11 protein-coding genes are annotated in these 12,955 nt (G+C 60.1%); 10 read left to right on the plus strand and 1 reads right to left on the minus strand.

The annotated features are described in order from the left end of the window. Nucleotides 1–13: 13 nt before the first annotated feature. A complete protein-coding gene (icd, locus tag AB4O25_RS07665; RefSeq protein ID WP_460150720.1) occupies nucleotides 14–1,270 on the minus strand; it encodes an NADP-dependent isocitrate dehydrogenase in 1,257 nt (418 codons plus the stop codon). A 507-nt stretch (nucleotides 1,271–1,777) separates the two neighbouring features. Between icd and AB4O25_RS07670 the strand changes: the two genes are divergently transcribed. The 10 genes from AB4O25_RS07670 (at nucleotide 1,778) to aceA (ending at nucleotide 12,879) form a co-directional block, all read left to right on the plus strand. Beyond that, complete coding sequence (locus tag AB4O25_RS07670) at nucleotides 1,778–4,003, plus strand: NADP-dependent isocitrate dehydrogenase (RefSeq protein WP_017527189.1); 2,226 nt, start codon at nucleotides 1,778–1,780, stop codon at nucleotides 4,001–4,003. A 211-nt stretch (nucleotides 4,004–4,214) separates the two neighbouring features. Next, nucleotides 4,215–4,616, plus strand: coding sequence for a carbohydrate-binding module family 20 domain-containing protein (locus AB4O25_RS07675; protein WP_017527188.1), 402 nt, complete (start codon nucleotides 4,215–4,217; stop codon nucleotides 4,614–4,616). Between the two features lie 67 nt (nucleotides 4,617–4,683). After that, the gene (locus AB4O25_RS07680; RefSeq protein WP_017527187.1) at nucleotides 4,684–5,130 is read left to right on the plus strand and encodes an NUDIX hydrolase; all 447 of its coding nucleotides are present in this window, start codon (nucleotides 4,684–4,686) and stop codon (nucleotides 5,128–5,130) included. 59 nt (nucleotides 5,131–5,189) lie between these two features. Further along, nucleotides 5,190–6,314 carry a tRNA 2-thiouridine(34) synthase MnmA gene (mnmA, locus tag AB4O25_RS07685; RefSeq protein ID WP_135196785.1) on the plus strand — a complete coding sequence of 375 codons (1,125 nt, stop codon included), beginning with the start codon at nucleotides 5,190–5,192 and terminating at the stop codon, nucleotides 6,312–6,314. Continuing rightward, a complete protein-coding gene (gene hflD / locus AB4O25_RS07690) occupies nucleotides 6,311–6,934 on the plus strand; it encodes a high frequency lysogenization protein HflD (RefSeq protein ID WP_065877428.1) in 624 nt (207 codons plus the stop codon). The genes mnmA and hflD overlap by 4 nt, the downstream gene beginning before the upstream one ends. 124 nt (nucleotides 6,935–7,058) lie before the next feature. Continuing rightward, nucleotides 7,059–8,429 carry an adenylosuccinate lyase gene (gene purB / locus AB4O25_RS07695; protein WP_065877430.1) on the plus strand — a complete coding sequence of 457 codons (1,371 nt, stop codon included), beginning with the start codon at nucleotides 7,059–7,061 and terminating at the stop codon, nucleotides 8,427–8,429. Nucleotides 8,430–8,512: 83 nt separating this feature from the next. Beyond that, nucleotides 8,513–9,679 (plus strand): ribosomal protein uL16 3-hydroxylase, encoded by a 1,167-nt coding sequence (locus tag AB4O25_RS07700; protein WP_017527183.1) that lies wholly within the window; start codon nucleotides 8,513–8,515, stop codon nucleotides 9,677–9,679. After that, a complete protein-coding gene (locus AB4O25_RS07705) occupies nucleotides 9,672–10,094 on the plus strand; it encodes a GNAT family N-acetyltransferase (protein ID WP_017527182.1) in 423 nt (140 codons plus the stop codon). The genes AB4O25_RS07700 and AB4O25_RS07705 overlap by 8 nt, the downstream gene beginning before the upstream one ends. A gap of 227 nt (nucleotides 10,095–10,321) precedes the next feature. Then, nucleotides 10,322–11,059, plus strand: coding sequence for a secretin N-terminal domain-containing protein (locus AB4O25_RS07710; protein ID WP_017527181.1), 738 nt, complete (start codon nucleotides 10,322–10,324; stop codon nucleotides 11,057–11,059). A gap of 494 nt (nucleotides 11,060–11,553) precedes the next feature. Continuing rightward, nucleotides 11,554–12,879: an isocitrate lyase gene (aceA, locus tag AB4O25_RS07715; protein ID WP_003174717.1), complete on the plus strand. Its 1,326-nt coding sequence runs from the start codon at nucleotides 11,554–11,556 to the stop codon at nucleotides 12,877–12,879. The last annotated feature ends 76 nt before the right edge of the window (nucleotides 12,880–12,955 follow it).

Here is a 12,955-nt window from a genome sequence, read left to right on the forward strand (position 1 = left end):
TATGGCTTGAGCCTTACATATGCGAAATCAGCGCATCACCAAAGCCCGACGACGACACCAACTTGGCGCCCTCCATCAACCGCTCGAAGTCATAGGTCACGGTCTTGGCCGAAATCGCACCATTGGTACCCTTGATGATCAGGTCGGCCGCCTCGACCCACCCCATGTGGCGCAACATCATTTCCGCCGACAAAATCAACGACCCCGGGTTGACCTGGTCCTTGCCCGCGTACTTTGGCGCAGTGCCGTGGGTGGCTTCGAACATTGCCACGGTATCGGACAGGTTCGCCCCCGGCGCAATACCGATACCGCCCACCTCCGCCGCCAGGGCGTCGGACAGGTAGTCACCATTGAGGTTGAGGGTAGCAATCACGTCATATTCGGCCGGACGCAACAGGATCTGCTGGAGCATGGCGTCGGCAATCGCATCCTTGACCACCACATTCTTGCCGGTCTTCGGGTTCTTGAACTGCATCCACGGCCCGCCATCAAGCAGGGTCGCGCCAAATTCCTCAGCGGCCACCTCGTAGGCCCATTCCTTGAAGGCCCCTTCGGTGAACTTCATGATGTTGCCTTTGTGCACGATGGTCAGCGAATCGCGATCATTATCCACTACGTATTGAAGGGCCTTACGCGCCAGGCGCTTGGTACCTTCCTTGGAAACCGGCTTGACGCCAATCCCGCAATCCTGGTCGAAACGGATCTTGGTGACGCCCATTTCCTCCTTGAGGAACTTGATCACCTTGATCGCTTCCGGCGAGCCGGCCTTCCACTCGATCCCGGCGTAAATATCTTCGGAGTTTTCGCGGAAGATGGTCATGTCCACGTCGCCAGGCTTCTTGACCGGGCTGGGCACGCCTTCAAACCAGCGCACCGGGCGCAGGCACACATAGAGGTCAAGTTGCTGGCGCAGCGCCACGTCCAACGACCGGATCCCGCCACCGACCGGTGTGGTCAGCGGGCCCTTGATGGACACCACATAATCCTTGACCGCATCGAGGGTTTCCTGGGGCAGCCAGGTGTCCTGATCGTAGACCTGGGTCGCCTTCTCGCCGGCGTACACCTCCATCCACGAAATCTTGCGCTTGCCGCCGTAGGCCTTTTCAACAGCTGCGTCGACCACCTTGATCATCACCGGGCTGATGTCGACGCCAATACCGTCACCTTCGATATAAGGGATGATCGGTTGGTCAGGAACATTGAGAGAATGGTCTGCGTTGACGGTGATTTTGTCGCCGACTGCCGGAACCTGAATCTTCTTGTATCCCATGCTGAACTCCATCTATGGATTGAACATCTGGCTGCGTTCGAGCCTACTCCAGATAAATGGCGACTGAAACCTCGCGCCATGCTCATTTGCATCGAAAACAGCATAAATTGCCGCCTACAAGCCTGAAAGCAAAGGGAAAAACGCCAATCTCGAGCACATCGTGCGACTTTAGGCGTAACCCGGTACCTGCGACCTTTAGACCAATGGACGACACACCTTTTGTATGAAGGCTCGGCGTAAGCATAGCGACCTATGTATAATGCCGCCGCTGACCAAAGAGTCACGACGGCGGACCGCTCCAGTTTCTGCAAATAAAGAGCGGCGCCTTCCGCCAAAAGCAGGACTAATACAATAGTCCACCCGCTTGACGCTCGACTGATGCAACCCAACATCACCGCGAAGAAACCTCGACCTTTCGCTCATGGATGACTTTGAACGAACGCGCTCCACCCGGCGCATCTCGAGTTTCTGCGCACGCTTTCAGCAAAGAAGAGAGTTAATCCGAATATGCCCACCCGCTCGAAGATCATCTACACCTTCACCGACGAAGCCCCAGCCCTCGCCACCTATTCACTGCTGCCTATCGTAGAGGCCTTCACCGCTTCCGCTGATATTGCCGTGGAAACCCGCGATATTTCCCTCGCCGGGCGCATCCTCGCAAGCTTCCCCGAGCAACTGGGCACCAAGGCTGTACCGGACCACCTCGCCGAACTGGGCGCCCTGGCCGTTACCCCCGAAGCCAACATCATCAAGCTGCCTAACATCAGTGCTTCGACCCCGCAGCTGCAAGCCGCGATCAAAGAACTGCAGGCCCAGGGCTACGCCCTGCCGGACTACCCGGAAACCGTAACCACCGACGCGGAAAAAGAAACCCGCGCACGTTACGACAAGGTCAAGGGTAGCGCCGTGAACCCGGTACTGCGCGAAGGCAACTCCGACCGCCGCGCACCGCTGTCGGTCAAGAACTATGCGCGCAAGCACCCGCACAAAATGGGTGCCTGGGCTGCCGACTCCAAATCCCACGTTGCCCACATGAGCAGCGGCGACTTCTACGGCAGCGAAAAAGCCGTACAGATCGAAGCGGCCGATGCTGTCAAAATCGAGCTGGTCGGCAAGGATGGCGCCACCACCGTCCTGAAAGAAAAGACCACCGCCCAGGCCGGCGAAATCCTCGACAGCGCCGTGCTGAGCAAAAACGCCCTGCGTTCGTTCATCGCCGCTGAAATCGAAGACGCCAAGAAACAAGGCGTATTGCTGTCGGTGCACCTCAAAGCCACCATGATGAAGGTCTCCGACCCAATCATGTTCGGCCAGATCGTTGCCGAGTTCTATAAAGATGCCCTGACCAAGCACGCCACCGTGCTGGAACAGATCGGCTTCAACCTGAACAACGGCATCGGCGACCTGTACGCACGCATCAAGGCGCTGCCGGCCGACCAGCAAGCGCAGATCGAAGCGGACATCCAGGCGGTCTACGCCGCTCGCCCTTCCCTGGCGATGGTCAACTCCGACAAAGGCATCACCAACCTGCACGTGCCGAGCGACGTGATCGTCGACGCCTCGATGCCGGCCATGATCCGTGACTCCGGCAAAATGTGGGGCACCGACGGCCAACTGCACGACACCAAGGCCGTGATTCCAGACCGCTGCTACGCCACCATCTACCAAGCCGTCATCGAAGACTGCAAGGCCAATGGCGCCTTCGACCCAACCACCATGGGCAGCGTGCCGAACGTTGGCCTGATGGCTAAAAAAGCCGAAGAGTACGGCTCCCACGACAAGACCTTCCAGATCAAGGCCGACGGCGTAGTCCGCGTCACCGACAGCAAGGGCAACCTGCTGATGGAACAGAACGTCGAAGCCGGCGACATCTTCCGCATGTGCCAGACCAAGGACGCGCCGATCCAGGACTGGGTCAAGCTGGCCGTCAACCGTGCCCGCGCCAGCAACACCCCGGCCATCTTCTGGCTGGACCCCAAGCGTGCGCACGACGGCGTCGTGGTCGAGAAAGTTCAGGCTTACCTGAAAGACCACAACACCGAAGGCCTGGACATCCGCATCATGTCGCCGGTCGACGCGATGAAGTTCACCCTGGAACGCACCCGCAAGGGCCTGGACACCATCTCGGTAACCGGCAACGTACTGCGCGACTACCTGACCGACCTGTTCCCGATCATGGAACTGGGCACCAGCGCCAAGATGCTGTCGATCGTGCCGCTGATGAATGGCGGTGGCCTGTTCGAAACCGGCGCCGGCGGTTCGGCACCCAAGCACGTGCAGCAATTGCTGGAAGAAAACTTCCTGCGTTGGGACTCCCTGGGCGAGTTCCTGGCCCTGGCCGCCTCCCTTGAGCATTTGGGTGTGACCTACAACAACCCGAAAGCCTTGGTACTGTCCAAGACCCTGGACCAGGCCACCGGCCAGTTCCTGGACAACAACAAGTCGCCATCGCGCAAAGTCGGCAACATCGACAACCGCGGCAGCCACTTCTACCTGGCGCTGTACTGGGCCCAAGCCCTGGCCGCCCAGACCGAAGACACTGCACTGCAAGCGCAGTTCGGCGAACTGGCCAAGACCCTGGCGGAGAACGAAGCAACCATCGTTGCCGAACTCAACGCCGTACAGGGCAAGCCAGTGGACATCGGCGGCTACTACGCGCCGAACCCAGAGCTGACCAGCAAGGCCATGCGCCCAAGCAACACCCTCAACGCGGCGATTGCCAAGTTGAAGTAAGGTTGTAACGATGCAAAAGAAGCCCCGGCCTTGTGCCGGGGTTTCTGTTTCCAGCAAATAAACCGGATTCAAATGTGGGAGGGAGCTTGCTCCCGATGGCAGAACAATCGCGAAAAACTCTAATGAACTGTAAGTTCTAACAGGTGCCCCCCAGCCCCCTGAGGGCCATCCTTATCCCGTGACGACTGAGCCGAGACCGGGAGACCATCAAATGTTGCGCACCTACTATTTATTGCCACTGGGCGCTTTCTTACTTGCGCTGCTGCCCCTGGCAAACGCTGGCCAAAACGTCCAGATGACATACTTCCTCAACGCGAGCTTTACCTGCCAGAACGGCGTCACAACGCAAGGATATAGCGTTTATGTGGTTGGCTCGCACCCAGAAGTCGGAAAATGGGACCCCGCCAACGCCGTTTTACTCAGCCCATCCAACTACCCGACATGGACCGGCCAGGTGCGTTTTTCGGGCGTCCAGCTCGATGAAAAGGTGGAATGGAAGTGCATTATTCGCAACGAAAAGAACCCGCAGGATGTACAGAAATGGCAGGCTGGGCCGAATAACGAAGTGATATTGACGTTCTCCCCGCAAGCCCAGGCCACCGCTACGTTTTGAGCAGCCCAGCCATGTCCGGCGTATCATGCAGGATGATTTAGCCCCCACCTGCATTCGAGAGCCATTCATGACCTGGCAACCCCACATCACCGTCGCCACCATCGTCGAAGACAACGGCAAGTTCCTGATGGTCGAAGAACTCAAGGGCGGCCGCGCCGTGCTCAACCAGCCCGCCGGCCACCTCGACCCGCACGAAACCCTGACGGAAGCCGCCGTGCGTGAAACCCTCGAAGAAACCGGCTGGGACGTCGAAGCCACCGGCATCGTCGGCATCTACCTGTACACCGCACCGAGCAACGGCGTGACCTATCAGCGCGTGTGCTTTATCGCCAAGGCCCTGCAACACCACCCGGGCTATCAACTCGACGAAGGCATCGTCCGCGCCCGCTGGCTCACCCGTGACGAACTGATGGCCCTGCGCGACGACTGGCGCAGCGAGCTGATCATCCGCTGTATCGATGATTATCTGGCCGGCCAGCGCCACAGCCTGGAATTGATCCGCCCTTCTCTTTAGCCTTGCGGGCCCAGGCCTGTTAGAATCGCGTCCTTTTTCAAGACACCCGTTGAAACCCTATGCGTGATCCAGCCCCTTCTGACACACAAAAGAAGCGCGTCATCGTCGGCATGTCCGGCGGCGTGGATTCTTCCGTTTCCGCCGTTCTGCTCATGGAGCAGGGTTATGAGGTGGAAGGCCTGTTCATGAAGAACTGGGAAGAAGACGACGGAACAGAATATTGCACCGCCATGGACGACCTGGCGGACGCCCAGGCCGTGTGCGACAAGATCGGTATCAAGCTGCACACAGCCAATTTCGCCGCCGAGTACTGGGACAACGTGTTCGAGCACTTCCTGGCCGAATACAAGGCCGGCCGCACGCCGAACCCGGACATCCTGTGTAACCGCGAGATCAAGTTCAAGGCGTTTCTCGACTACGCCATGATGCTCGGCGCCGACCTGATCGCCACTGGCCACTACGTGCGCCGCCGTGACATCGACGGCCGCACCGAGCTGCTCAAGGGCCTGGACCCGAACAAGGACCAGAGCTACTTCCTGCATGCCGTCGGCGGCGAACAGATCGCCAAGACCCTGTTCCCGGTCGGCGAACTGGAAAAGCCCGAGGTCCGCAAGATCGCCGAGCAACATGGCCTGGCCACCGCCAAGAAGAAAGATTCCACCGGGATCTGCTTTATCGGTGAGCGCCGCTTCAGCGACTTCCTCAAGCAATACCTGCCGGCACAACCGGGCGACATCAAAACCACCGATGGTGAAGTGATCGGTCGCCACCACGGCCTTATGTACCACACCATCGGCCAACGCCAGGGTCTGGGCATAGGCGGCCTCAAAGACGCCGGTGAAGAGCCGTGGTACGTGCTGGTCAAGGACCTGGAAAACAACGTACTGATCGTCGGCCAGGGCAACGAACACCCTTTGCTGTTCTCCGGCGCCCTGCTCGCTTCGGAAATCTATTGGGTCAACCCGATCGACCTGAGCACGCCGCGCCGCCTGACCGCCAAAGTGCGTTATCGCCAGAGCGACCAACCCTGCACCCTGGAAAAAACCGCTTCGGGCTACCGCGCCACCTTCGATGACCCGCAGCGCGCGGTCACGCCTGGCCAATCCGTGGTGTTCTATGACGGTGAAATCTGCCTGGGCGGCGGCGTGATTGAAGTCGCGCAGGCCTGGAGCAACCCGGCATGAGCCCGACCCAGGAGCAATTGACCGCACTGGGCGGCGTATTTCTGTCTGCCGTGCTGGTGGACAAGATCGCCAAGACCGGCCAGGTCACCGAAGCGGGCCTGACCTGCATGCTCGGCAGCCTGCTGATCCGCGACCCCAAGGACACCCTCGAAGTCTACGGCGGCGACGACCTCGCGCTGCGTGAAGGCTACCGCGCGCTGATCGGCGCCCTGGAGCGCGACCCGAGCACCTTGCAGCGCGAGCCGCTGCGCTATGCCCTGTCGATGCTCGGCCTCGAGCGGCAACTGGCCAAGCGCGACGACATGCTGGAAACCATCGGCAAACGCCTGCCGCAGATCCAATCCCAGGTCGAGCACTTCGGCACGGCTCACGAAAACGTGATCGCCGCCTGCGGCGCGCTGTACCAGGATACTTTGAGTACCTTGCGCCAACGGATCCAGGTGCACGGCGACATGCGCAACCTGCAACAACCGAACAACGCCTCGAAAATCCGTGCGCTGCTGCTGGCCGGTATTCGTTCGGCGCGGTTGTGGCGCCAGTTGGGCGGTCATCGTTGGCAACTGGTGATCAGCCGGCGCAAATTGCTCAAAGAGCTTTACCCGTTGATGCGCAACGAATAAGTCGCACCAGCACGCTATTTTCAAGCCGTTACGCGTAATACGCCGGTCAGTTGGCAACGGACCGGCGGATTTTTCATGTATGATACGCGCCCCATTTCGTTGCCCGACTGTCCGAGAACACCCCATGCAGCTCTCTTCGCTCACTGCGGTTTCCCCTGTTGACGGCCGCTACGCCGGCAAAACCCAGGCCCTGCGCCCTATTTTCAGCGAATACGGCTTGATCCGTGCTCGTGTACTGGTTGAAGTGCGCTGGCTCCAGCGCCTGGCCAGTCACCGCGCCATCAGCGAAGTGCCGGCGTTTTCCGCCGAGGCCAACGCTGTATTGAACACCCTGGCGGAAAACTTCTCTCTGGAGCACGCCGAGCGTGTCAAAGAGATCGAGCGCACCACCAACCACGACGTCAAAGCCATTGAGTACCTACTCAAGGAGCAAGCGGCCAAGCTGCCGGAACTGGCCCAGGTCAGTGAATTCATCCACTTTGCCTGCACCAGCGAGGACATCAACAACCTGTCCCACGCCCTGATGCTGCGCGAAGGCCGTGATGACGTGATGCTGCCGCTGATGCGCCAGACCGCCGAAGCCATCCGCGAACTGGCGATCCGCTTCGCTGCTGTGCCGATGCTGTCGCGCACCCACGGTCAACCCGCCTCCCCGACCACCCTGGGCAAAGAACTGGCCAACGTGGTGTACCGCCTGGAGCGTCAAATCGCTCAAGTCGCTGCCGTTCCGCTGCTGGGCAAGATCAACGGCGCTGTCGGCAACTACAATGCCCACCTGTCGGCTTACCCTGAGATCGACTGGGAAGCCAACGCCCGCGCCTTCATCGAAGACGAACTGGGCCTGGGCTTCAACCCGTACACCACGCAGATCGAACCGCACGACTACATTGCCGAGCTGTTCGACGCGATTGCGCGTTTCAACACCATCCTGATCGACTTCGATCGCGATATCTGGGGCTACATCTCCCTGGGCTACTTCAAGCAGCGCACCATTGCCGGTGAAATCGGTTCGTCGACCATGCCGCACAAGGTCAACCCGATCGACTTCGAAAACTCCGAAGGCAACCTCGGCATCGCCAACGCGCTGTTCCAGCACCTGGCCAGCAAGTTGCCGATCTCCCGCTGGCAGCGCGACCTGACCGACTCCACTGTACTGCGCAACCTCGGCGTGGGTTTTGCCCACAGCGTGATCGCGTACGAAGCCAGCCTCAAAGGCATCAGCAAGCTGGAGCTCAACGAGCAGAAAATCGCCGCCGACCTGGACGCGTGCTGGGAAGTACTGGCCGAGCCGATCCAGACCGTGATGCGTCGCTACAACATCGAAAACCCCTACGAGAAGCTCAAAGAGTTGACCCGTGGCAAGGGCATCAGCCCGCAAGCGCTGCAAACTTTCATCGACGGCCTGGACATGCCGGACGCTGCCAAGGCCGAGCTGAAATTGCTCACCCCGGCCAACTACATCGGCAACGCCGTGGCCCAAGCCAAGCGCATCTGATCATCGCAAGACCCTTGAGACGCCCGGCCGCGCCGGGCGTTTTTATTTCAGTCTGAAAAGTGCTTTTTTTCAATAGGTTACACATGAATCCTGATATCCCTCTTCAACTTTTGGGCGGCATCACGGCACGGGAATTCCTGCGCGATTACTGGCAGAAAAAACCGCTGCTGATCCGTCAGGCCATCCCTGACTTCGAAAGCCCGATAGACGCCGACGAACTGGCCGGCCTGGCCCTGGAAGAAGAAGTCGAATCGCGCCTGGTGATCGAACACGGCGAGCGCCCATGGGAACTGCGCCGCGGCCCGTTCGCCGAAGACGCCTTCAGCACCCTGCCGGAACGCGAGTGGACCCTGCTGGTACAAGCGGTCGACCAGTTCGTACCGGAAGTGGCCGAGTTGCTGGAGCAGTTCCGCTTCCTGCCTAGCTGGCGCATCGATGACGTGATGATCAGCTTCGCCGCGCCAGGCGGCAGCGTAGGCCCGCACTTCGACAACTACGACGTGTTCCTGCTGCAAGCCCAAGGCAAGCGCAACTGGAAGATCGGCCAGATGTGCAGCTCCGAAAGCCCACTGCTGCAACACGCTGACCTGCGCATCCTCGCCGAATTCGAAGAAAGTGCCGAATGGGTGCTGGAACCGGGCGACATGCTCTACCTGCCGCCGCGCCTGGCACACTACGGCATCGCTGAAGATGACTGCATGACCTACTCGGTCGGCTTCCGCGCCCCGAGCGCCGCCGAAGTACTGACCCACTTCACCGACTTCCTCGCCCAGTACCTGACGGACGAAGAGCGCTACACCGACGCCGACGCCCAGCCCGTCAGCGACCCGCATCAGATCCAGAGCGACGCCCTTGATCGCCTCAAGAGCCTGCTGGCCGAGCACATGAGCGACGAGCGCATGTTGTTGACCTGGTTCGGCCAGTTCATGACCGAGCCACGCTACCCGGAACTGGTAGCGGGCGAAGACGTGGGCGAAGAAGACTTCCTCGGCAGCCTGCAGGACGGCGCGATCCTGGTGCGCAACCCTAGCGCGCGCATGGCCTGGTCCGAAGTGGATGATGATGTACTGCTGTTCGCCAGCGGCCAGAGCCGTTACCTGCCAGGCAAACTGCGCGAGCTGTTGAAACTGGTGTGCTCGGCCGATGCGCTGCACAGCGAAAACCTCGGCGAGTGGCTCGCCGACGAAGACGGTCGCGACCTGCTGTGCGAATTGGTCAAGCAAGGGAGCTTGGGGTTTGCCGATGAATAAGATTCACGTAAGTGTCGCGGACTGGCGAAAGGATATCGACGAGATTCGGCGCATTCGTGAAGCGGTATTTATCGCTGAGCAATCGGTTCCACCGGAGCTGGAATGGGACGCGGACGACGCGGACGCCATGCATTTCCTCGCATTCGAAGGCGACTTTGCGATTGGCACCGCGCGCCTGCTGCCCAGCGGCGAGATCGGCCGCGTGTCGGTGCTCAAGGACTGGCGCGGGCTGAAGGTGGGCGACAAGCTGATGGAGGCCGTGATCGAAGCAGCTGAAAAACGCGGCCAGACCAAGCAGTTTCTCAGCGCTCAGGTGTATGCCGCACCGTTTTATGAGCGGCTGGGCTTCGAGATCGTCAGTGACGAGTTTCTTGAAGTCGGGATTCCGCACGTCGATATGGTGCGCGGGGGCTGACTCAAGACCGAGTCGCCGCCATCGGGGCAAGCCCCCTCCCACATTGGCCGCATTCCAAAGGATGTACTCGGTCAAGTGTGGGAGGGGCTTGCTCCCGATAGCTATCTCAGCAACACCCCAAAATGCCCTGCCAGCCAGGGCATTTTGCCGTCTACGATTCAATATGCGACCCGCCAGGCCGACAAACTGGCACTATCAAGCCCAAATGACTCGCAGAGATAACGGACATGTCCCTACGCACCCTGCTCACCGCACTCCTGCTGACCGCCAGCGTCTCGGCCATGGCCGACACCCAAGTCGTCAACCTGAGCAACCGCACCAGCGCCGACCTGCTGCCTGTAGCACAGAACTTCATCGGCAAGGACGGCACCGTCAGCGCTTACGGCAACCAGCTTATTGTCAAAGCCGAGCCCGGCAAGATCGAAGAGCTGCGCGCCCTGCTCGCCCAACTCGACACGCCGGCCAAGCGCCTGCTGATCACCGTCGACACCAACGAAACCAACCAGCAAAACAGCGGCGACAGCCAGACCCGCATCATCAGCTATGGCACCGCCAGTCGCGACGGCGGCATCCAGCAGATCCAGGCCAGTGAAGGCGTGCCGGCCCTGATCCAGGTAGGCCAGAGCGTCCCGCTGACCACCACCCAACCCGACGCGTACGGGCGCCCGCAAAACCAGACCCAATATCGCAATGTCACCCAGGGCTTTTATGTGACCGCCAGCGTCACTGGCGAGACCGTACACCTGGCGATCAGTACCAACCGTGACCGCATGAGCCAGGAACGTCCCGATGTAGTGAACGTGCAAAGTACCGACACAACCGTCAGCGGGCGCTTGGGCGAATGGATATCCCTGGCAGGCGTCAATCGTGAAACCCAGGCCGATAAATCCTCCACAACCCGCAGCTACGCTACCCAGGGGCGCGACGACCTGACTTTACGGGTCAAGGTCGACACCCTGAACTGAAGCACCAAAAACTGACTGATGAGTCGTATTAGACTAAAGATGTAGTGCTTCAAAAAAAGCACTACAAAACATTTGACGATCCAAAAAAGCATGGGCATGATGGCCTCGCTCCCGCTAATCAGAGGCCCTGGCAAGGGTCTTCGGATCGCCGCTCTAAGTTACCCACCTGAGCCGATTCGTGTCTGTACCGCCCACAAGGTGTGTTTGACGTTGGTTGCGACTGGAACGAAGTTGTCCCGAGGGACGGAAGCTAACCAGGTAACCCGGCAACACACTGCAGAATGTCCAACGGCCCACGACGCCCAAAGACTGTTCTCGGTTCGCCCCTACCTGCTCACTTTCTCCCTTGAGCCCTTCGTTCACCCCGTCGCCTCCCCCGTCGAACCTGGCTTGACCGCCTATGCCTCTGGTCAGCGAGCCGCCCTACCGCGCAACGATTGCGTGGCAGGCAAAAGGACTTTTCCACCTAGACCTATGCGACGAGGTTTTTCCCCATGGCACTGACACGCGAACAGCAAATTGCAGCCCTTGAAAAAGATTGGGCTGAAAACCCACGCTGGAAAGGCGTAACCCGCGCTTATTCCGCTGCTGACGTCGTCCGCCTGCGTGGCTCGGTTCAACCCGAGCACACCTTTGCAAAACTCGGCGCCGAGAAGCTGTGGAACCTGGTCACCCAAGGTGCCAAGCCTTCCTTCCGCCCCGACAAAGATTTCGTCAACTGCATGGGCGCCCTCACTGGCGGCCAGGCAGTCCAACAGGTGAAAGCCGGTATCCAGGCGATCTACCTGTCCGGCTGGCAAGTGGCGGCGGACAACAACTCCGCCGAGTCCATGTACCCCGACCAATCGCTGTACCCGGTGGACTCCGTGCCGACCGTGGTCAAGCGCATCAACAACTCGTTCCGTCGTGCCGACCAGATCCAGTGGAAAGCCGGCAAGAACCCAGGTGACGAAGGCTACATCGACTACTTCGCACCGATCGTGGCTGACGCCGAGGCCGGTTTCGGCGGCGTACTGAACGCTTACGAGCTGATGAAGAGCATGATCGAAGCAGGCGCTGCCGGCGTTCACTTCGAAGACCAACTGGCTTCCGTGAAAAAATGCGGCCACATGGGCGGCAAGGTACTGGTTCCGACCCAGGAAGCCGTACAGAAGCTGACCGCTGCGCGTTTGGCCGCTGACGTTGCCGGGACGCCGACCATCATCCTGGCGCGTACCGATGCCAACGCCGCTGACCTGCTGACGTCGGACTGCGACCCGTACGACCAGCCGTTCGTGACCGGCGAACGTACCCAGGAAGGCTTCTACAAAGTACGCGCCGGCCTGGACCAGGCTATCGCTCGCGGCCTGGCCTACGCGCCGTACGCCGACCTGATCTGGTGCGAAACCGCCAAGCCGGATCTGGACGAAGCCCGTCGCTTTGCTGAAGCGATCAAAAAGGAATACCCGGACCAACTGCTTTCCTACAACTGCTCGCCTTCTTTCAACTGGAAGAAGAACCTGGACGACGCGACCATCGCCAAGTTCCAGCGCGAACTGTCCGCCATGGGCTACAAGCACCAGTTCATCACCCTGGCCGGCATTCACAACATGTGGCACAGCATGTTCAACCTGGCGCACGACTACGCCCGCAACGACATGACCGCCTACGTGAAGCTGCAGGAGCAGGAATTCGCTGACGCCGCCAAGGGCTACACCTTCGTGGCGCACCAGCAGGAAGTGGGCACCGGCTACTTCGACGACATGACCACCGTGATCCAGGGCGGCACCTCGTCCGTGACCGCGCTGACCGGCTCGACCGAAGAAGAACAGTTTCACTGATTGATCGGGTACACGGCCACGGCGGCCCCAGGGAAGACCTAACCGCCGTGCCGCACAACAATCACGCCCCGACTGG

Source organism: Pseudomonas sp. S3_A03 (assembly GCF_054668275.1).